We start from the raw sequence: 21,070 nt of genomic DNA on the forward strand, positions 1-21,070 counted from the left end.
GCCGTCTGGCGGGCGCCGGTCAGCGCGGCAGTTCGGAACTGCCCATCAGGTAGGCATCGACCGAGCGGGCGCACTGGCGGCCTTCGCGGATGGCCCAGACCACCAGCGACTGGCCGCGGCGCATGTCGCCGGCGGTGAAGACCTTTTCAACGTTGGTGCGGTAGTCGTCGGTGTTGGCGCGCACGTTGCCGCGCGCGTCGCGGTCCACGCCGAAGGCGTCCAGCACGGTCTGCACCGGCGACACGAAGCCCATGGCCAGCAGCACCAGGTCGGCCTTGATCTCGAATTCCGAGCCTTCGACCTCACGCATTTTCATCTGGCCCGTCGACTCGTCCTTGAACCACTCGACACGCGAGCCGACCAGCTTCTCGACCTTGCCGTTGCTGCCCTTGAGCAGCTTGGTGGTCACCGACCAGTCGCGTTGGCAGCCTTCCTCGTGCGAGGACGAGGTGCGCATCTTCAGCGGCCAGTAGGGCCAGGTCATGGCCTTGTTCTCGGACTCGGGCGGCTGCGGCAGCAGCTCGAACTGCGTGACCGAGGCGGCGCCGTGGCGGTTGCTGGTGCCCACGCAGTCGGAACCGGTGTCGCCGCCGCCGATCACCACCACGTGCTTGCCCTTGGCCAGCGTCTGGTTGGTCAGGCGGTCGCCGGCCACGGCCTTGTTCTGCTGGCGCAGGAAGTCCATGGCGAAGTACACGCCCGACAGCTCGCGGCCCGGCACCGGCAGGTCGCGCGGGGTTTCCGAGCCGCCGCTCATCACCACGGCGTCGAATTCGGCCAGCAGCGATTCCGGCGTGCGCACGGTCAGGCCGTCGGCCACCGGGTCGGACGGGTTGCCGATGTAGGTCGAGGGCGCGAACTCCACGCCTTCGGCTTCCATCTGGGAAATGCGGCGGTCGATCTGGTGCTTTTCCAGCTTGAAGTCGGGAATGCCGTAGCGCAGCAGGCCGCCGATGCGGTCGCTCTTCTCGAACAGCGTGACCGAGTGGCCGGCGCGCGCCAACTGCTGCGAGCAGGCCAGGCCGGCCGGGCCGGAGCCCACCACGGCGACCTTCTTGCCGGTCTTGCGCGCCGGCACTTGCGGCGCGACCCAGCCCTCGGCCCAACCCTTGTCGATGATGGCGTGCTCGATGGACTTGATGCCCACGGCGTCGCTGTTGATGTTCAAGGTACAGGCGGCCTCGCACGGCGCCGGGCAGATGCGGCCGGTGAATTCCGGGAAGTTGTTGGTGGAATGCAGCACATCCAGCGCGCGGCGCCAGTCCTGCTTGTACACCAGGTCATTCCAGTCGGGGATGATGTTGTTGACCGGGCACCCGTTGTTGCAGAACGGGATGCCGCAGTCCATGCAGCGCGCCGCCTGCTGCTTGGCCTGGTCGTCGGTCAGGTGCAGCACGAATTCGCGCCAGTTCTTCAGCCGCTTCTGCGGGGCCTCGGAGGCCTCCTGCAGGCGCTGGTATTCCATAAAGCCGGTAATCTTTCCCATGGTATCCCTCACGCAGCCAGTTGTTGCGGGTTGGCTGCACGCCACATTTCACCCAATGCGCGGCGGTAGTCCGTCGGCATGACCTTTACGAATTTGCCGCGCGAGGCTTCCCAGTCGCCCAGGATCTCGCGGGCGCGGAAGCTGCCGGTGTAGCGGAAGTGGTCTTCCACCAGGCGGCGCAGGATGGCTTCATCCGTTTCGCGTTCGCCGCCGCGCTGCGCGCTGTGCCAGACGTCGATGTTGTTCTGCGCCTGCTGCTCGGCATGCGGCAGCACGGCTTCCAGTTCGACCATCGACAGGTTGGCGCGATGCTTGAGCGTGCGCTCCGGATCCCACACGTACGCCACGCCGCCCGACATGCCGGCGGCGAAGTTGCGGCCGGTGGCGCCCAGCACCACCACGGTGCCGCCCGTCATGTATTCGCAGCCGTGGTCGCCGGTGCCTTCCACGACCGTGGCGGCGCCCGAGTTGCGCACCGCGAAGCGTTCGCCGGCCACGCCGTTGAAGAAGGCTTCGCCGGCCAGCGCGCCGTACAGGACGGTGTTGCCGGCGATGATGTGGTCGGGGCCGAAGCCGCGGAAGTCATTGGGCGAGCGCACGATGATGCGACCGCCCGACAGGCCCTTGCCGACATAGTCGTTGCCTTCGCCCACCAGGTCCATGGTGATGCCATGGGCCAGGAACGCACCGAAGCTCTGGCCGGCGGTGCCGTTGCACTGGATGTGGATGGTGTCGTCCGGCAGGCCGTCGTGGCCGTAGCGCGCCGCCACCGCGCCGGACAGCATGGCGCCGATGGTGCGGTTGCGGTTGCGCACCGGCACGATGAACGAGACCTTCTCGCCGCGCTCCAGCGCGGGCTTGCTGCGCTCGATCAGCTGGTGGTCCAGCGCGCCGGCCAGGCCGTGGTCCTGCTCTTCGGTCTGGCGCACGTCGGCGTCGGATTGGGTCTGGTGGAACACGCGGGCGAAGTCCAGGCCCTGCGCCTTCCAGTGCTCGACACCCGAGCGCATGTCCAGCAGGTCGGCGCGGCCGATCAGGTCGTCGAACTTGCGGATGCCCAGCTGGGCCATGATCTCGCGCACTTCCTCGGCGATGAAGAAGAAGAAGTTGACGACGTGCTCGGGCTTGCCCTGGAACTTCTTGCGCAGCTCCGGATCCTGCGTGGCCACGCCCACCGGGCAGGTGTTCAGGTGGCACTTGCGCATCATGATGCAGCCTTCCACGACCAGCGGAGCCGTGGCGAAGCCGAATTCATCGGCGCCCAGCAGCGCGCCGATGACGACGTCGCGGCCGGTCTTCATCTGGCCGTCGGCCTGCACGCGGATGCGGCTGCGCAGGCGATTCAGGACCAGCGTCTGCTGGGTTTCGGCCAGGCCGAGTTCCCACGGCGTGCCGACGTGCTTGATGGACGACACCGGCGAGGCGCCCGTGCCGCCGTCATGGCCGGCGATCACGACGTGGTCGGCCTTGGCCTTGGCCACGCCGGCGGCGACCGTGCCGACGCCGACTTCCGACACCAGCTTGACCGAGATCGAGGCCTTGGTGTTGACGTTCTTCAGGTCGTGGATCAGCTGCGCCAGGTCCTCGATCGAGTAGATGTCGTGGTGCGGCGGCGGCGAGATCAGGCCCACGCCCGGCACCGAGTAGCGCAGCTTGGCGATGTATTCGGAGACCTTGTGGCCGGGCAACTGGCCGCCTTCGCCGGGCTTGGCGCCCTGCGCCATCTTGATCTGGATCTGGTCGGCCGACGACAGGTACTCGGCGGTGACGCCGAAGCGGCCGGAGGCCACCTGCTTGATCTTCGAGCGCAGCGAGTCTCCCTTCTTGAGCGCGACGTCGGCTTCGATGCGGTCGGAGCCGAGCACCGAGGCCAGCGTGTCGCCGTCCTTGATGGTGCTCTTGCCCTGGCGCATTTCGGCGCGATAGCGCAGCTCGTCCTCGCCGCCTTCGCCGGTGTTGGACTTGCCGCCGATGCGGTTCATGGCCACGGCCAGCACCGAGTGGGCCTCGGTGGAGATCGAGCCGAGCGACATGGCGCCGGTGGCGAAGCGCTTGACGATTTCCTTGGCCGGCTCGACGTCATCGAGCGGAATGGCGCGCGACGGGTCGAAGCGGAACTCGAACAGGCCGCGCAGCGTCATGTGGCGGCGGCTCTGGTCGTTGATGATCTGCGCGTATTCCTTGTACGTGCGGTAGTTGTTGGCGCGCGAGGCGTGCTGCAGCTTGGCGATGGAATCGGGCGTCCACATATGCTCTTCGCCGCGCACGCGATAGGCGTACTCGCCGCCCGCGTCGAGGTCGTTGGCCAGGACCGGATCGGTGCTGAACGCGGCGCGGTGCTGGCGCAGCGCCTCTTCGGCCACCTGGAAGATGCCGATGCCTTCGATGTTGGAGGCGGTGCCGGTGAAGTACTTGTTCACCAGGCTGCTCTGCAGGCCGACTGCTTCGAAGATCTGGGCGCCGGTGTAGGACATGTAGGTGGAGATGCCCATCTTGGACATCACCTTGTTCAGACCCTTGCCGATCGCCTTGATGAAGTTCTTGACGGCCTTTTCCGGGTCGCTCATCTTGCCCAGCGATTCCAGCGCCAGGTAGGGGTGGATGGCTTCGGCGCCGTAGCCGCCCAGCAGCGCGAAATGGTGCACTTCGCGGGCCGAGCCGGTTTCCACCACCAGGCCGGTGTTGGTGCGCAGGCCGGCGCGGATCAGGTGCTGGTGCACCGCCGAGGTGGCCAGCAGGGCGGGGATGGCCACGCGTTCGCTGTCGACCAGGCGGTCCGACACGATCAGGATGTTGTAGCCGCTTTGCACCGCGTCCACGGCGCGCGCGCACAGCGCGGCCACGCGGGCTTCGATGCCCTCGGGGCCCCAGGCGGCGGGGTAGGTGATATCCAGCTCGAAGCTGCGGAATTTCTTGCCCGTCACCTGCTCGATGTCGCGGATCTGCGCCATGGCGGCGAAGTCCAGCACCGGCTGCGACACTTCCAGGCGCAGCGGCGGGTTGACGTTGTTGATGTCCAGCAGGTTGGGCTTGGGGCCGATGAACGACACCAGCGACATCACCATCTGCTCGCGGATCGGGTCGATCGGCGGGTTGGTGACCTGGGCGAACAACTGGCGGAAATAGTTGTAGAACGGCTTGGCGCGGTCGGACAGCACGGCCAGCGGGGCGTCGTTGCCCATCGAGCCGATCACTTCCTCGCCGGTCGAGGCCATGGGTTCGAGGATGAACTTGTAGTCTTCCTGGGTCCAGCCGAAGGCCTGCTGGCGATCCAGCAGCGACACCGACGATTGCGTGGCGACGGCGGCCTGGCGCGGGGCCGGCAGCGATTCCAGCTTGATCTGCAGGCGTTCGATCCACTGGCGGTACGGACGGCTGTTGGCCAGTTGCAGCTTGATCTCGGCGTCGTCGATGATGCGGCCCTGTTCCAGGTCGATCAGGAACATCTTGCCCGGCTGCAGGCGCCACTTCTTGACGATGCGGTTCTCGGGGATCGACAGGGTGCCGGCTTCCGAGGCCAGGATGACCATATCGTCGTCGGTCACCAGGTAGCGCGCCGGGCGCAGGCCGTTGCGGTCGAGCGTGGCGCCGATCTGGCGGCCGTCGGTGAAGGCGACCGCGGCGGGGCCGTCCCACGGCTCCATCATGGCGGCGTGGTACTCATAGAAAGCGCGGCGGCTTTCGTCCATCTGCGTGTGCTGTTCCCAGGCTTCCGGGATCATCATCATCATGGCGTGGGCCAGCGAGTAGCCCGAGTTCACCAGCAGTTCCAGGCAGTTGTCGAACGTGGCGGTGTCCGACTGGCCTTCGTAGACGATGGGATAGAGCTTTTTCAGGTCGTCGCCCAGCACGGCCGACTGCATCATGCCTTCGCGGGCGCGCAGCCAGTTGAAGTTGCCCTTGACCGTGTTGATTTCGCCGTTGTGGGCGATCATGCGGTAGGGGTGGGCCAGCGGCCAGGCCGGGAAGGTGTTGGTCGAGAAGCGTTGGTGCACCAGCGCCAGCGCCGACACGGTGCGCGGGTCGGCCAGGTCGCGGTAGTAGCGGCCGACCTGGTCGGCCAGCAGCAGGCCCTTGTAGACCACGGTGCGCACCGAGGCCGAGGGCACGAAGTATTCCTTGCCGTGCGCCAGGTGCATGTTCTGGATGGCGTGGCTGGCGGTCTTGCGGATCACGTACAGCTTGCGTTCCAGCGCGTCGGGCACCATCACGTCGGCGCCGCGGCCGATGAACAGCTGGCGGATCACGGGTTCGCAGTCGCGCACGGTGGGCGACATCGGCATGTCGACGTCCACGGGCACGTTGCGCCAGCCCAGCACGACCTGGCCTTCGGCGCGCACCGAGCGCTCCAGTTCCTGTTCGCAGGCCAGGCGAGAGGCGGTTTCCTTGGGCAGGAACACCATGGCCACGCCGTATTCGCCGGGCGGCGGCAGGGTGATGCCATGCTGGGCGAACTCGTCGCGGTAGAGCGTGTCGGGAATCTGGATCAGGATGCCGGCGCCGTCGCCCATCAGCTTGTCCGCGCCCACCGCGCCGCGGTGATCGAGGTTCTCCAGGATCTTCAGGCCCTGCTGGATGATGGCGTGGCTTTTCTTGCCCTTGATGTGCGCCACGAAGCCCACGCCACAGGCGTCATGTTCGTTCTTGGGGTGGTACAGGCCCTGGGCGGGCGGCAGACCGATGCGGCTGGCATCGATCGGGGTCGCCTTGGGGGTGGGACAGGAATCGTTCGGGGTGGTGTGGGGCATGGCGCGCTCCGCAGTAAAGACTGCGTTCCAATGTTGCAGTGCAGGAACGGACAATACCCCCGCGCGTAGTACGGTGCAATAAGAATATAAGGGGTGTGACCCTAATTAAAGCAATGCACCGCCGTAGAGCGTTAATATGGTGACGCATCAACAGGCGCGTCAGACAAGGCTTCCCGGGGTGCACCTTTCGCAAGGGGTGGTGCCAGGGTGGATTACCCCTTGTTTCCGCGATGGTACGTCCCTGTTTATTGTGATGTTTTTTGGCCGCGTACCGACCGGTGGCGAGCAAGCGCAGGCCGCCGTCGGTCGGTGCGTCCCGAAACGGCCATGAAAAAGCGCCCGAAGGCGCTGTGTCAGGAAGTGGAACCGCCGCCGTTGCCGGAACCCGGTCCGTGGCCGTTGGCAGCCGGCGGCGAGGCCGGTGGCGTGGACGCGGCCGGGTCGGCATCGACGGCGGCCGGCGCGGCCGGCTTCTTGCGCGGGCGTCCGCGCTGGCCTGGCGCCACGCGGCGGCTGGCGGTATGCGCCAGGCTGGCGATGAAACTCGGGCCGCCCAGCGCCCATTGGCCGGAGACCGCCTGGTCGATGCGCTGGGTTTCCTCGCGCGACAGGCCGTCCTGCAGACGTTTGCGGTAATTGGCCTGGCGGTCGAACGGCGTGTTGCCGCAGGCCCAGTAGTCGGCATGATCGGACTGCCACTGCGCCGGGGCGGCGGTGGTGTTGCCGGTGTGGCTGGAAGCCGACGACCACGGCCAGGAATCGGGATCTTGCGAGGCGCCGCTGCGCACCGGATAGGTTTCCAGCCACACCAGCGCCGGCAGCACCCAGGCGCCGGGCTCGAGCAGGGCCGAGCGGTAGCGGCCGGCGAACACCCGGCCGCCGCGCAGGCGCGCGGCCAGGTTGCGGCCCAGCGTCTGCATCAGGCGCGGCAGGCCTTCCTCGTCGGCGGGCGTGGCCAGCAGCAGGATGCGATCGTTGGCAAGCAGCCAGCCGTGCACCGACACACGATGACGCTGGGCGGATTCGCCCAGCCACGCGGCAAGCTGGTTGAGGATATCGGCCGGGGCGGGCTGGGACGGCGCCGCCAATGGCTGAATGAAGTTGGCCTGCACCAGTTGGGGCAGCCCAGGGGCGTACAGACGGGGCAGACGGGCCATAGTGTCAGGGCTTGCGCTTCCAGAAGAACGGGTTGTCTTCTCTCACGTATATAAATAGTGCCACGGTGGTCGCTGGTCAAGTCCCGCGATCACAATATGGGCACGGAATCGATACTTTTTGTGGGAAGGACTCCGTGTTTCGGGCAGGTTAACATTCGGCGACGGATCGTCGTACCGTGGATATACCCTAATCCCGCCCGAATTTTGTTCAGCCTCAGACCCGGAGACCGCTGCCATGCCCGCCGCCCTGGAACTCATTTCCCAGCATCGCTGTTTTGGCGGTTCGCAGCGCTATTACCGCCATGAGTCGGCCGAGATCGGCCTGCCGATGCGTTTTTCCGTGTTCGTCCCGCCCCAGGCCGAGCAGGGGCCGGTGCCGGTGCTGTTCTACCTGGCCGGCCTGACCTGCACCGAGGAAACCTTCATGATCAAGGCCGGCGCCCAGAGCCTGGCCGCCGAGCTGGGCGTGATGCTGGTGGCGCCCGATACCAGCCCGCGGGGCGCCAACGTGCCCGGCGAGGACGAAAGCTGGGACCTGGGCACCGGCGCCGGCTTCTATCTGGACGCCACCACCGGCCCCTGGCGCGCCCATTACCGCATGGACAGCTACCTGACGCGTGAATTGCACGCCATCGTCACCAGCGCGCTGCCCGGCGACGCCGCGCGCGTCGGCATCTTCGGGCACTCGATGGGCGGCCATGGCGCCCTGGTGCTGGCGCTGCGCAACCCTGGCCAGTTCCGTTCGGTCTCGGCCTTTGCCCCGATCGCGGCGCCCAGCTTGTGCCCCTGGGGCAAGAAGGCATTCGGCGCCTACTTGGGCGAGAATCCCGACGACTGGGCCGCCTACGATGCCTCGGCGCTGATGCGCGGCTTGCGCCAGCCGTTTCCCGCGGGCATCCTGATCGATCAGGGCACGGCCGACCAGTTCCTGGCCGAGCAGTTGTATCCCGAGGTATTCGAGGCCGCCTGCGCCACCGCCGGCCAGCCGCTGGAACTGCGCCGCCAGGAAGGTTACGACCACGGCTATTACTTCATCTCCACGTTCATCGAGGATCACATCCGGTTTCACGTCGAGCGGCTTGGAAAACCGGCGGCCTGACGCCCCGCTTCTATACTGGGCGGCCTGCCGAGACAGGCCCGGGGCGCCCGGCATCCGACGCCCGGCCGCGGCGCTCTATGCATAGGATCGCCTGATTTGATCAACGGAATCGCTCCCTTCGTCTGGATCCTGCTGGCCGCGGTGATCCTTTTCCTGCCGGGTATGGCGATGCTGCTGGGCCGGGGCGGTCCGCGCGACGAGCGAGGCAGGCGCACCTTCCAGTTCCGGCCCGTGCGCCGCCTGTTTGGCCTGATGCTGCTGTTGCTGGGTGGCGTCTCGGGGCTGCTGGCCCTGTCGCTGGTGCAGTTCTTCCGCCTGACCACCGACGAGCCGGTGGCGCGCATCGAGGTGCGCCAGCAGGCCGAGGGCCAGTTCCAGGTCAGTGCCACCGCCCCGGGCGTGGGCGCCAAGCGGTATGTGCTCTATGGCGACCAGTGGCAGATCGACGCCCGCGTGGTGCGCTGGAAACTGCCGGCGCTGATGGCTGGCATGCCGCCGTTGTATCGCCTCGAACGCCTGTCCGGCCGATATAGCGATGCGGCGCGCGAGGCCTCGGCCACCCGCTCGGTCCACGCCCTGGACGACTGGCCTGCGCCGGACCTGGGTTCGCTCAAGCAGAGCTTCCCGAACTGGTTTCCCTTCGTCGATGTCCAATTCGGCAGCGCGGCCTACATGCCGTTGTTCGACGGGGCGACCTACCAGGTCTACATGGATCCGCGCGGCGCCTTGTTCGTGCGGCCGGACGGCGAGGCCACCGCCGCCGGCTTGAAGCGCCTGGGCTGGTAGGCGCCCGGCCGCGACGCGCGCCCCGGCCCCCATGACACAAAGCCGGCCGCCAGGGGCAGGACAGGCAAATAAAATTGGGGACGCCCTATAAAAGGGAAACTTTGACGCGCCGCAATAGTCGAATTAGCACTCCCTTTACTAGAGTGCTAACATCGAATCCATGTCTTTACCCCTTTGCATTCCGGAGACCGCCGCAATGAAGCAACCCAGTACCTCGTTGGCCACGTCCGGCAACGCCCTGGCGTTGGCCATCGCCAATCCGGGCGCACTCGGCACGATCGATGCCTACATCTCGGCCGTGAACCGCCTGCCGGTCCTGTCGGCCGAACGCGAAACCGAACTCGGCCGTCGCCTGCGCGACAGCGAAGACCTGGGCGCCGCGCGCGAGCTGGTGCTGTCGCACCTGCGCCTGGTGGTGTCGGTGGCGCGCCAGTACCTGGGTTATGGCTTGCCCCACGCCGACCTGATCCAGGAAGGCAATGTCGGCCTGATGAAGGCCGTCAAGCGTTTCGACCCCGAGCGCGGCGTGCGCCTGGTGTCGTTCGCCGTGCACTGGATCAAGGCCGAGATCCACGAATACATCATCCGCAACTGGCGCCTGGTAAAGGTGGCCACCACCAAGGCCCAGCGCAAGCTGTTCTTCAACCTGCGCAGCATGCGCCCGGACGGACAGACGCTGGATCCCGAGCAGGTCGATCACATCGCCCGCGAACTGAACGTGCGCCGCGAAGACGTCAGCGAAATGGAAGTGCGCCTGTCGGGCCGCGACATGTCGCTCGAGAACCAGGACGACGATGACGACAGCTACGCGCCCATCGCCTACCTGTCCGACGAGGGCCGCCAGGAGCCGACCCGTGTGCTGGAACGCGCCGCCCGCGACCAGTTGCAGAGCTCGGGGCTGTCCAGCGCGCTGGAAGCGCTGGATCCGCGTTCGCGTCGCATCGTCGAAGCCCGCTGGCTGCAGGACGACGGCGGCGCCACGTTGCACGAACTGGCGCAGGAATTCGGCGTGTCGGCCGAACGCATCCGCCAGATCGAGGCCGCGGCGTTGAAGAAGATGCGCGGCAACCTGGCTGCCTGATTGCTGCCTGCTTCCCGCCGTACCCATGCAGAGGGCCGCGATTCGCGGCCCTTTTGCTTTGCGTCGACGGTCGTGCGCGCCGGCGGGAGGGGGACGCCGCGGCGATGGTCGCGGCGCACCAATAAATTGATACAAATTCGCTGCGAAATAACGGGCGATTTCAGAAACTTAATGAAGCTCGCCCCGCCTAACTTCACGTAGACCGCGAACTTTGGTTGGCAGTCTTGTCATCCGTCTCGGCTTCTCCTCTTTCCCCTCCCCTATGAGACGGATGCTTGCGGGGCACCACGCATATGGTGCCCCGTTTTTTATTGCGCGCGCCAAACGCGTGACGTAGCAGGCGGCCGCGCTGCCAAAGCGTTGTGGGGTTGTCAGGCCGCCGGCTCTCAGGCCGCCCGCGCGCTGTCCGGACCGGGCTGGGCGCCCGTGTGCCACAGCGCGTCCTGCACGCGCCGCACGCCGGTGGCCATGGAGCCGTCCTGGTAGAGCTTGATCCAGCGGTAGCCGGGCGCGAGGTTGTCGACCACGTGCTTGCCATCGCGGATGCTGAACTGGAAGCAGGTGGAAGGCGTGGCCAGCATGCGCAGGTTGTGGCGGCGGCGGTCGAACTCGTGATGCACGTGGCCCCACAGCAGTACCCGCACCTGCGGCCAGCGCGTCAGCAACTTGAACAGCGCCTGGGGATTGTCGATCATCATCGAGTCGTGCCAGTGGTTGTCGATCTGCATCGGGTTGTGGTGCATGGCCAGCAGTGTGTGGCGCCCGGGCGCCTCGGCCAGCGCGGCCTCCAGCAGATCCAGTTGGCTGTCGGGCAGGTGGCCGGCGTTCGAGCCCGGCACGGTGGTGTCCAGCGAGATCACGCGCCATGCGCCGACGTCGGTCACCGGCGTCGACCATTCGGGCAGTTCCTGGCGCAGCGCGGATGGCAGGTCGTGGTTGCCGGGCAGGCAACGGATGCGGGCGCCGTCCAGCGCCGGGGCGGCGCCGAGCATGGCGGCCAGGCGTCGATAGGCGGCGGGCTCGCCGTCCTGGGACAAATCGCCGGTGGCCAGCAGCAGGTCGGGGCGTTTGCCGTCGGCCTCGATCTGCCGCAGCACGGCGCGCAGGCTGGCGTCGGTATTGACGCCAAGCATCACGGTTTCCGGCTCGCCGAAAAGATGGCAATCCGTCAATTGGACCAGCATGGCGGGCGCGTCATTGCGCCGTGCCAGGGAGTGGACGCGTACCAAGTACGGCTCCTGCGAAGTTTCTGCACGGCCCCTACCTTACCGAAAAAACACGCCCGGGCGCGTATCGCCCGCGCCGGCCAGGGTAACGAAACGTGCGGCCGAACGATCTGTTCGCCGGAATCGACAGGAAAACCCGCTATTCTTGTGAAACTTCTCACAAGCTTCACGATCGGAACGCGGCGCTATCCATGGATGTAGGTTTTCTCGTATTCGGCCTGGCCGGGCTGTTGACCCTGGTGTGCTTCATGCCGCCGCTGGCCGGGCGCCTCAAGCTGCCCTATTCGGTGCTGCTGGCAATCGTCGGCTGCCTGCTGGGCATCATCGTGCACGTCCATGGCTGGGCGCCGAGCTGGATCGGCGACTTCCTGGATTCGCTGGAACGCTTCGAGATTTCCTCCGAGACTTTCCTGATGGTGTTCCTGCCGGTGCTGCTGTTCGAGACTGCCCTGTCGATGAACGTGCGGCGCCTGATGGACGATATCGGCCCGATCCTGATGATGGCGATCGTGGCGGTGGTGGTGTGTACCGTGGTGGTGGGCGTGACGCTGGACGCGATCTCGCCCTATGGCCTGGTGGTGTGCCTGCTGCTGGGGGCCATCGTGGCGACCACCGATCCGGTGGCGGTGGTGGGCATCTTCCGCGAAGTGGGCGCGCCCAAGCGCCTGACCACGCTGGTGGAAGGCGAAAGCCTGTTCAACGACGCCGCGTCCATTGCCTTGTACTCGGTGCTGCTGGCCGTGCTGGGCGGGCACGGCGAGCTGACCGCCAGCGGCATCTTCAATGACTTCATCGTGCACTTCATCGGTGGCGGCATCGCCGGTTTCGCCATGGGGCGCCTGGCCTGTTTCCTGTTTGCCTGGCTGCGCGGCTTTCCCACGGCCGAGATCACGCTGACGCTGACGCTGGCCTACCTGTCCTTCTTCATCTCCGAACATTACCTGAACGTGTCGGGCGTGGTCGCCACGGTGATCGCCGGCCTGGTGGTGGGGTCGACCGGCCGCACCCGCATGTCGCCGACGACCTTCGAATACCTGTCGAGCGCGTGGGAACAATTCGGCTTCTGGGCCAATTCCCTCATCTTCCTGTTCGCTGCCATGCTGATTCCCAAGCTGATGGCGGCGGCCGACTGGCAGGAACTGGTGCTGGTGGCGGTGGTGTTCGTGGCGACGCTGGTGGCGCGGGCCATCGTGGTGTTCGGCCTGCTGCCGTTGCTGGGGCTGACCAAACTGGGCACCAAGGTCAGCAATCCCTACAAGGTGGTGATGCTGTGGGGCGGACTGCGCGGCGCGGTGTCGCTGGCCCTGGCCCTGGCCGTGACCGAGCAGACCGGCGTGCCCGAGGAGGCGCGCCAGTTCATCGCCGTGGCCACCACCGGTTTCGTGCTGTTGACGCTGTTCGTCAACGGCATCAGCCTGCGGCCGCTGATCCGCATGCTGGGGCTGAACCAGCTGTCGCCGGTCGAGCGCACCATCCGCAACCAGGCGCTGGCGGTGGCGTTGGAGGACCTGCAGGGCAAGACCGACGAGGTTGCCAAGACCGAGCATATCGGCACGGAAGTGCGCGACCGCATCCGCGCCGTGTTCGACGCCAGCCTGACCAGCGTGCACGACGGCCAGGTCAGCCAGATGAGCGACGAGCAGCGGGTGGCGGTGGGCCTGGCGATCGTGGCGCAGCGCGAGGAGGAAATGTTCTTCGACATCCTCAAGGCGCAGATCGTCGACTGGCGCATGGCCGAAACGCTGCTGGCGCGGGCCGAACGGCTGGAGGACGCGATCCGCATGGGCGGGGTGCCGGGCTTCGAGCGCGCCATCATCGCCGACGTGCGCTATTCCACCGGTTTCCGGCTGGCCCTGCGGCTGCACTATCTGTTCGGCTTCCAGGGCTGGCTGGCGCGCGAGCTGGGCCAGCGTTTCGCCAATCTCATGAGCAAGCGGTCGGTGGCGCAGCGGCTGATCGTGTTCGCGCGCGAGCAGATCACGCCGCTGCTGGGCGAGACCGCCACGCAGCGCATCGTGGCGCTGCACCAGCGCCGCCTGGACCTGATAGAGAACGCCATGCAGGCGCTGAACCTGCAATACCCGTCGTACGCGCAATGGCTGCAGGAAAGCTATCTGGGCCGGGTGGCGCGCGAACTGGAACGGATCCGCTATCGCGACATGCTGGAGCAGTTCCTGATCAGCGGCGAGGTCTATGCCGACCTGATGGCGCAATTGAAGAGCCGCTGGGCGCACATCGATACGCACCCGCCGCTGGACATCGAAATGAGCGCGGCCGACCTGATCAAGCGCGTGCCGTTGTTCGAGGGGCTGTCGGCCGATTCGCTGCGCGCGATCAGCAAGCTGCTCAAGCCGCGCCTGTCGCTGCCCGACCAGCGGGTGCTGACCAAGGGCCGGCATGGCGAGGAGATGTGCTTCGTGGCGTCGGGGGCGGTGGCGGTGCACCTGCCGGACAACACCATGATCGAACTGGGCAGCGGCGAGTTCTTCGGCGAACTTGGCCTGCTGGGTGAGCAGCAGATCGCGCCCGAGGTGACGTCACTGGGCTACAGCAAGCTGCTGATGCTGTCGTCGCGCGATTTCCATGCCCTGCTGGCGCGTGACGAGCACCTGCGCGAACGCATCCAGGTGGTGGCCAAGCAGCGCCTGCGCGCCATCGAGGTCTGGAAGCAGTTTTCGCAGGCCAACGCGACGGCGGCTCCCGCGCCCGCGCAGGCGCCCGTGCCTTCGCCGGCCCAGGCCGCGGCGGCCGCCGAAGCTGCCGGGGTGGCTGCCGGCGACGAACTCGACGCGCGCGCGGTGCAGGCGCTGCGGGCGGCCGAGCCGGGCGCGCCGGCCGCGCCCACGGCTACGCCGGTGGCGCCGCAACAGGTGGAGACGCGCCGGGTCGAAAACCCGCCGGTCGAAACGGATGAAATCCAGGCGCGTGAATCGGGCGCGGCGCCGGGCGGCGCCAGCGCCTGACCCCCAGCCCGCGTCGCCGGCTCAGATCTCGCCGGCGGCGCGGCGCTGCATGATGTCTTCGATGATCACCAGCGCGGCTTCCAACGTGAATTCGCCCTCCGCCACGCGGCGGACCACCGTGTCGACGTCGGCCGCGGCAATTTCCATCACTTCTCCGTCACGGTTGGCGGGCCTGGCGTCGGCCGCCAGCACACAGGTGCTGGTGAGCACGTCCTCGACCTGGTAGCCCTCGGGCAGGCGGCGGTGGATGCGCAGGATGGTGCGTAGCGGCGAGCGCCGCGTCAGGTCGGGCGCGTCCAGCCCGGCTTCTTCGCCGCATTCGCGCACCAGCGCCGATTCAAGCGGTTCGCCGCTGCCGGCCAGGCCGCCGACCAGGGTGTCCCACATGCCGGGGTCGGTGGACTTGCTGAGCGCGCGGCGGGCGATCCAGATGCGGCCATCCGGGGTCCAGGCGTTCAGGTGCACCGCCTTGGTCAACAGACCCAGCGGCCGCACCGCCGCGCGTTCGATCACGCCCAGCGCAATGTCGCCGTCCAGGACGTCGAGCAATTCATCGCGCCAGCCCCTCAGGCAGTTGGCTTGGCGCAACAGTTGCGCGGTCTGTTCGAGCACGCCATCGAGCGCCGGGCCGGGGGGCAACGCCGCGCCGATGCGCAGCGCGTCGGTATCCACGTCGATGTGCGCGGCTCCCTGGAGGGCGTCGCAGGCGGCATGCGTGGCCCAGCCGCAGCGTCGTCCCGCTATATAGAGAGCGTGCGCGCCCGCGGGGGCGGGCTCCTGGGCGCGAGCGCGCAAGGCGGCATACAGATCGGACAGCTGCTTGGGCATTGGGAGGCCGTTGTGATGGGACTGCGGGGATTTTATGCCACCCGGTTTATCCGGCGCGTCAAGGGGGCGCGGGCAGATGGGGGCGGGCCGCATGAATTCAAGGGCACAAACTTACATCTGTTTGCGCGTCCGCTATAATCCGCCAGTTTCTTTGTGATTTCGAGTGGGAATGCGGGGGCCGCTCTATCTCCCCCTGCCTAGCCCTGCCATCTAATAATTGCGCGTAGTCCTGTTGCAGTGACATCCGTGCCACTAGGCGACAAGGGCCTTCGCGCCGTGTTTCGAGGTAAGCATGAAGAAGTGGAGAGGGATACTGGGCGCTTGTGCGCTGCTGATTGGCAGCGCGGCCATCGCTCAGGTGCAAGACATGCCCGGCGGCCCGAAGGTCAATCAGCTGAACCTGCATGAAGGCGTCACACAGATCACGCGTGATGTCATGTGGCTGCACTGGCTGCTGCTCACGATCTGTATTGTGATTTTCGTGGGCGTCTTCGGAGTGATGTTCTACTCCATCTGGGCGCACCGGAAATCCCGCGGACACAAGGCCGCGACCTTCCACGAACACCTCGGCGTGGAAGTGGCCTGGACGGTCATCCCCTTCATCATCGTCATCGCCATGGCGCTGCCGGCCACCAAGACGGTCGTGGCCATGAAAGACACTTCCAGCGCCGACCTGACCATCAAGGTCACCGGCTATCAATGGAAGTGGGGCTACGAGTATCTCGACGGCCCCGCCGCCGGCGTCAAATTCCTCTCCACCCTGTCGACCCCGCGCGCCCAGATCGAAGGCCGCGAGGCCAAGGGCCAGTTCTACCTGATGGAAACGGACAACCACATGGTGGTGCCCGTGGACAAGAAGGTACGCGTCGTCCTGACCGCCGCCGACGTCATTCACTCGTGGATGATTCCCGACTTCGGCGTCAAGCAGGATGCGATCCCCGGTTTCCTGCGCGACGCCTGGTTCCGCGCCGAAAAACCCGGTATCTACCGTGGCCAGTGCGCCGAATTGTGCGGCAAGGACCACGCCTTCATGCCCATCGTCGTGGAAGTCCTGGCGCAAGCGGACTACGATAAGTGGGTTGAAGACCAAAAGAAGAAGATGGCGGCAAACGCCGACGATCCCAATAAAGAGTGGACGGAAGCCGAACTGGTTGCCCGTGGCGAGAAGGTCTTCGCCGCCAATTGCGTGGCCTGTCACCAGGCCAACGGCAAGGGCATCCCGGGCAGCTTCCCGGCCCTCGATGGAGACAAGGTTGTTCTGGGCCCGAAAGCGGAACAGATCAACACCGTGCTCAAGGGCAAGCCGAACACCGCCATGGCGGCATTCGGCCCGCAGCTCAATGATGTCGAGATCGCCGCGGTCATCAGCTATACGCGCCATGCCTGGAGCAACGCCGGCAAGGGGCAGGACCCGACAGTGATGCCGAAGGATGTCGCGGCCGCGCGTTGATCGCGCCCCGCTTTCCCATCGCAGAGCTGGTTCCGTTTAGTCAGAGATACCCTGCCGGTTCCGTGGAACGGAGCCGGCACTCAGCAGGAAGGAGTCCATCATGAGCAGCGTCACTGTAGACCACGTGTCGCCGGGCCACGGCCACGGTCACGATGACCACCACCACGCCACCCCCACCGGCTGGCGCCGCTGGCTTTTCGCCACCAACCACAAAGACATCGGGACGATGTATCTCATCTTCTCGTTCGTCATGCTGCTCGAAGGCGGCACGCTGGCGCTGCTGCTGCGTACCGAGCTGTTCGAGCCGGGCCTGCAGTTCTTCCGCCCCGAACTGTTCAACCAGTTCACCACCATGCACGGCCTGATCATGGTGTTCGGCGCCATCATGCCGGCGTTCGTGGGTTTCGCGAACTGGATGATCCCGATGCAGATCGGCGCGTCCGACATGGCCTTCGCCCGCATGAACAACTTCAGCTTCTGGCTGCTGCCGGTGGCCGCGATCATGCTGACGGCCTCGTTCTTCGTGCCGGGCGGCGCCACCGCCGCCGGCTGGACGCTGTATGCGCCGCTGTCGCTGCAGATGGGCCCGGGCATGGACCTGGCCATCTTCGCGATGCACATCATGGGCGCGTCCTCGATCATGGGCGCCATCAACATCATCGTGACCGTGCTGAACATGCGCGCGCCCGGCATGACGCTGATGAAGATGCCGCTGTTCTGCTGGACCTGGCTGATCACCGCGTTCCTGCTGCTGGCCGTGATGCCGGTGCTGGCCGCCGCCATCACCATGGTGCTGACCGACCGCCACTTCGGCACCGGCTTCTTCAACGCCGCCGCCGGCGGCGACCCGGTGCTGTACCAGCACGTCTTCTGGTTCTTCGGGCACCCCGAGGTCTACATCATGATCCTGCCGGCGTTCGGTATCGTGTCGGCCATCGTGCCCGCGTTCGCCCGCAAGAAGCTGTTCGGCTACGCCTCGATGGTGTACGCGACCGCCTCGATCGCCGTGCTGTCGTTCATCGTGTGGGCGCACCACATGTTCACCACGGGCATGCCGGTGACCGGCCAGCTGTACTTCATGTACGCCACCATGCTCATCTCCATCCCGACCGGGGTGAAGGTGTTCAACTGGGTCGCCACCATGTGGCGCGGCTCGATGACGTTCGAGACGCCGATGCTGTTCTCGATCGGCTTCATCTTCGTGTTCACGATGGGCGGCTTCACCGGCCTGATCCTGTCGGTGGCGCCGATCGACATCCAGGTGCATGACACGTATTACGTGGTGGCCCACTTCCACTACGTGCTGGTGGCCGGCTCGCTGTTCGCGCTGTTCGCCGGCACCTACTACTGGCTGCCCAAGTGGACCGGCCGCATGTACAGCGAAAAGCTGGGCAAGCTGCACTTCTGGTCGACGCTGATCTCGTTCAACGTGACCTTCTTCCCGATGCACTTCCTGGGCCTGGCCGGCATGCCGCGCCGCTATGCCGACTACGCCGCGCAGTTCACGACGTTCCACCAGATCGCCACCATCGGCGCCTTCTGGTTCGGCCTGTCGCAGCTGATCTTCCTGTGGGCCGTGCTGCGTTGCTACATGGGCAAGGGCGAGCAGGCCGCGGCCAAGCCGTGGGAAGGCGCCGAAGGACTGGAATGGACCGTGCCGTCGCCCGCCCCGTTCCATACCTTCGAGACGCCGCCCGAAGTCAAGTGAGCGCCGATCCGAAACCCGCAACAGGCAGCATGGCCATGACCCCCGAGCAGCGCCGACGCAACAAGATCGCAGGACTGGTTCTGCTGGTATTCGTCATCGCCGTGTTCGCCTGGACCGTGTTCCGCGGTTCGGCGCTGCTGGCGGGCAAGGCCATCGGCGGCTAGCGGGCCACGAGATGAGCGACGACCTGCGCGAATCCGCCCAGCGCAAGCTGAGCTTCTTCCAGACGATGAAGGCGGTGGCGTGGGGATTTTTCGGCGTCCGCAAGGGCGCGGGCTATCGCGAGGACAGCGCCAGGCTCAATCCCGTCCATGTGATCGTGGCGGGGCTGCTGGCGGCGGCGATCTTCGTGGCCGTGCTGGTGTTAATTGTGCGTTGGGCGGTATCCAGCCTGACTTGAATCACTTAATTCTATAAATCAGTACCAGGGAGAAAGCCATGAGTGCAAGCCACTCGGTTCAAGGTAAAGAGGCACCCTATTACTACGTGCCCGCCGATTCGGGGCATCCCGTGCGCACGGCCGTGGCGCTGCTGCTCATGGGCCTGGGCGCCGCGGGCTGGATCAACGGCGTGAGCTGGGCCAAGTGGTCGGTGCTGGCCGGCTTCATCGCGCTGATCGTGGTGCTGTATTACTGGTTCGGCGACGCCATCCAGGAATCCGAGGCCGGCATGAACAGCAAGCGCATCGACGGGTCGTACCGTTGGGGCATGAGCTGGTTCATCTTCTCGGAAGTGATGTTCTTCGCGGCGTTCTTCGGCGCGCTCTGGTATGTGCGCACCATCACCACACCGTGGCTGGGCGACATGGACCACCGCCTGATGCTGTGGCCCGACTTCCAGGCGGTGTGGCCCAACTTCGGCCCGGCCGGCGTGGTCGAGCACTTCCAGACCGTGGGCCCCTTCTGGCTGCCGACCATCAACACCGCGTTGCTGCTGAGCTCGGGCGTGACGCTGACCATCGCCCACCATGCGCTGCGCGAGAACCATCGCGGCAAGACCATGTTCTGGCTGGCCGCCACGGTCATCCTCGGGTTCATCTTCGTGGCCTGCCAGGCCGCTGAATACCACCACGCGTACACCGAGCTGAACCTCAAGTTCAATTCGGGCGCCTACGGTTCGCTGTTCTACATGCTGACGGGCTTTCACGGCTTCCACGTGATCCTGGGCGCCACCATGCTGACGGTCATCCTGATCCGCCTGATGCGCGGCCATTTCCGGCCCGACCACCACTTCGGCTTCGAGGGCGCCGCCTGGTACTGGCACTTCGTGGACGTGGTGTGGCTGGGCCTGTACCTGTTCGTCTACTGGTTCTGAGGCGTGGGCCCGGCGCTGCCGGGCCGATCGGCTGGACGGGGCGAGGCTGGCGGGCCGCCGGGAAACCGGCGCCGCCGGCCTCGCCCTTCGCTTGATGGCGGTCCGTGTTCCAATAGGGCTGGTCGCGTGGCCGGGGAACCGGCCGGACGCGGGTTTATCTAAAACCGGTGCTTTCGATCCAGCCCATGTGATGGGCGAACAGCACGAACAGGAACAGGGCAACCGACAGGCCGATGCGCACCGTCAGCGCGTTGACCGTGCGGTTGGTGCTGCCTTTGTCCCGCATCAGGTAGACCAGGGCGGATGCCAGACTGGCCAGGATACCGATGAAGGCCAGAACGACGAAAACGCGCATGATGGTCTCCGGACAAAATCGATTGATTCAATACAGATGGCTCGACCGCATTCAACCCGCTACACGGTAGCCGCCTTGCTCCTGCTGGGGATCGCCGTGGTGATCCTGGCGTCGCTGGGCCAATGGCAATTGCGGCGGGCCGACGAGCGACGCGACATTCTGGCGGCTATCGAGGCCGGCCGCAAGCAAGCGCCGCTGGTGCTGGCGCCGTCGACCGCGCCGGCCGACATGAAGCCGTGGCGCGTGGCGCAGGCCAGCGGCACTTGGCTGCCCGAATTCAGTGTACTGCTGGACAACCGCAACCATGAAGGCAAGCCGGGCTACTGGCTGGCCACGCCGCTGCTGCTGGATGCCGGCAGCCGCCACGCGGTGCTGGTGCTGCGCGGCTGGCTGCCGCGGGTGATCCAGGGCCAGGGCGCGCCGGCGCTGCCGGCCACGCCCGACGGCGCGCAGACCATCAAGGGCGAGCTGTCGCCGCGCGTGCCGCGCATGTTCGAGCTGTGGTCGCTGGGGGGCCAGGACGCCTCCAGCCTGCCGGAGCGCCTGCCGCTCGCCGGCGGCGCCGTGCCACAGGTGCAGAACCTGCCGCTGGAGGCCTACGCCAAGGCCACCGGACTGACGCTGCTGCCCACCGTGGTGAGCCAGTTCGGCACCGGCGAGGACGACGGCCTGGTGCACGACTGGCCGCAGCCGTCGGTGAATTTCCAGCAGAACACGGTCTATGCCGTCGAATGGTTTTCCTTCGCCTTGTTTGCCGCCATTGCGTGGCTGGTGGTGCTGGGGGGCGCCATCAAGCGCATGCGCCAACGCGCGGCCAACGACCCGGCGGCCTGACCGCCCTTTCCGACAACAGAATCCATGACCCACGC

Annotated in this window: 16 protein-coding genes; 10 read left to right on the forward strand and 6 right to left on the reverse strand. The window is 66.4% G+C overall.

Going from position 1 to position 21,070, the window contains the following annotated elements:
• Positions 1 to 19: 19 nt before the first annotated feature.
• The 3 genes from AC6CR5_RS21355 to AC6CR5_RS21365 all read right to left on the reverse strand — a co-directional run bounded on the left by AC6CR5_RS21355 (position 20) and on the right by AC6CR5_RS21365 (position 7,391).
• A complete protein-coding gene (locus AC6CR5_RS21355) occupies positions 20 to 1,486 on the reverse strand; it encodes a glutamate synthase subunit beta (protein WP_024067435.1) in 1,467 nt (488 codons plus the stop codon).
• An 8-nt stretch (positions 1,487 to 1,494) separates the two neighbouring features.
• A complete protein-coding gene (locus AC6CR5_RS21360) occupies positions 1,495 to 6,234 on the reverse strand; it encodes a glutamate synthase-related protein (protein ID WP_498084926.1) in 4,740 nt (1,579 codons plus the stop codon).
• Between the two features lie 353 nt (positions 6,235 to 6,587).
• The gene (locus tag AC6CR5_RS21365) at positions 6,588 to 7,391 is read right to left on the reverse strand and encodes a hypothetical protein (RefSeq protein ID WP_054482334.1); all 804 of its coding nucleotides are present in this window, start codon (positions 7,389 to 7,391) and stop codon (positions 6,588 to 6,590) included.
• Positions 7,392 to 7,626: 235 nt separating this feature from the next.
• Between AC6CR5_RS21365 and fghA the strand changes: the two genes are divergently transcribed.
• The 3 genes from fghA to rpoH all read left to right on the forward strand — a co-directional run bounded on the left by fghA (position 7,627) and on the right by rpoH (position 10,357).
• Entirely contained in the window at positions 7,627 to 8,490 is an 864-nt protein-coding gene (gene fghA, locus AC6CR5_RS21370; RefSeq protein ID WP_498084927.1) for an S-formylglutathione hydrolase, read from the forward strand.
• Positions 8,491 to 8,586: 96 nt separating this feature from the next.
• The gene (locus AC6CR5_RS21375; RefSeq protein ID WP_020925596.1) at positions 8,587 to 9,276 is read left to right on the forward strand and encodes a hypothetical protein; all 690 of its coding nucleotides are present in this window, start codon (positions 8,587 to 8,589) and stop codon (positions 9,274 to 9,276) included.
• Between the two features lie 196 nt (positions 9,277 to 9,472).
• The gene (gene rpoH, locus AC6CR5_RS21380; RefSeq protein ID WP_006388088.1) at positions 9,473 to 10,357 is read left to right on the forward strand and encodes an RNA polymerase sigma factor RpoH; all 885 of its coding nucleotides are present in this window, start codon (positions 9,473 to 9,475) and stop codon (positions 10,355 to 10,357) included.
• A 386-nt stretch (positions 10,358 to 10,743) separates the two neighbouring features.
• Here rpoH and AC6CR5_RS21385 read toward each other — a convergent pair whose 3' ends face one another.
• Positions 10,744 to 11,541 (reverse strand): phosphodiesterase, encoded by a 798-nt coding sequence (locus AC6CR5_RS21385; protein ID WP_006388089.1) that lies wholly within the window; start codon positions 11,539 to 11,541, stop codon positions 10,744 to 10,746.
• Between the two features lie 233 nt (positions 11,542 to 11,774).
• On the opposite strand from AC6CR5_RS21385, the gene AC6CR5_RS21390 reads away from it, so the two are divergent.
• Positions 11,775 to 14,546 carry a cation:proton antiporter gene (locus tag AC6CR5_RS21390; RefSeq protein ID WP_020925594.1) on the forward strand — a complete coding sequence of 924 codons (2,772 nt, stop codon included), beginning with the start codon at positions 11,775 to 11,777 and terminating at the stop codon, positions 14,544 to 14,546.
• Positions 14,547 to 14,567: 21 nt separating this feature from the next.
• Here AC6CR5_RS21390 and AC6CR5_RS21395 read toward each other — a convergent pair whose 3' ends face one another.
• The gene (locus AC6CR5_RS21395; protein WP_006388091.1) at positions 14,568 to 15,374 is read right to left on the reverse strand and encodes an NUDIX hydrolase; all 807 of its coding nucleotides are present in this window, start codon (positions 15,372 to 15,374) and stop codon (positions 14,568 to 14,570) included.
• A gap of 292 nt (positions 15,375 to 15,666) precedes the next feature.
• On the opposite strand from AC6CR5_RS21395, the gene coxB reads away from it, so the two are divergent.
• The 5 genes from coxB to AC6CR5_RS21420 all read left to right on the forward strand — a co-directional run bounded on the left by coxB (position 15,667) and on the right by AC6CR5_RS21420 (position 19,846).
• The gene (gene coxB, locus AC6CR5_RS21400; RefSeq protein WP_006388092.1) at positions 15,667 to 16,824 is read left to right on the forward strand and encodes a cytochrome c oxidase subunit II; all 1,158 of its coding nucleotides are present in this window, start codon (positions 15,667 to 15,669) and stop codon (positions 16,822 to 16,824) included.
• 100 nt (positions 16,825 to 16,924) lie between these two features.
• Positions 16,925 to 18,532 (forward strand): cytochrome c oxidase subunit I, encoded by a 1,608-nt coding sequence (gene ctaD / locus AC6CR5_RS21405; protein WP_006388093.1) that lies wholly within the window; start codon positions 16,925 to 16,927, stop codon positions 18,530 to 18,532.
• Between the two features lie 35 nt (positions 18,533 to 18,567).
• Complete coding sequence (locus AC6CR5_RS21410) at positions 18,568 to 18,696, forward strand: cytochrome oxidase small assembly protein (RefSeq protein ID WP_020925592.1); 129 nt, start codon at positions 18,568 to 18,570, stop codon at positions 18,694 to 18,696.
• 11 nt (positions 18,697 to 18,707) lie between these two features.
• Positions 18,708 to 18,932 carry a DUF2970 domain-containing protein gene (locus AC6CR5_RS21415; protein ID WP_006388094.1) on the forward strand — a complete coding sequence of 75 codons (225 nt, stop codon included), beginning with the start codon at positions 18,708 to 18,710 and terminating at the stop codon, positions 18,930 to 18,932.
• Between the two features lie 38 nt (positions 18,933 to 18,970).
• A complete protein-coding gene (locus AC6CR5_RS21420; protein WP_024067442.1) occupies positions 18,971 to 19,846 on the forward strand; it encodes a cytochrome c oxidase subunit 3 in 876 nt (291 codons plus the stop codon).
• Positions 19,847 to 20,000: 154 nt separating this feature from the next.
• On the opposite strand, the gene AC6CR5_RS21425 is transcribed toward AC6CR5_RS21420, so the two are convergent.
• Positions 20,001 to 20,201 (reverse strand): twin transmembrane helix small protein, encoded by a 201-nt coding sequence (locus AC6CR5_RS21425; RefSeq protein ID WP_006388096.1) that lies wholly within the window; start codon positions 20,199 to 20,201, stop codon positions 20,001 to 20,003.
• Positions 20,202 to 20,237: 36 nt separating this feature from the next.
• On the opposite strand from AC6CR5_RS21425, the gene AC6CR5_RS21430 reads away from it, so the two are divergent.
• The gene (locus tag AC6CR5_RS21430; protein WP_020925590.1) at positions 20,238 to 21,035 is read left to right on the forward strand and encodes an SURF1 family protein; all 798 of its coding nucleotides are present in this window, start codon (positions 20,238 to 20,240) and stop codon (positions 21,033 to 21,035) included.
• Positions 21,036 to 21,070 lie beyond the last annotated feature (35 nt).

The organism is Achromobacter sp. EG18, assembly GCF_059759395.1.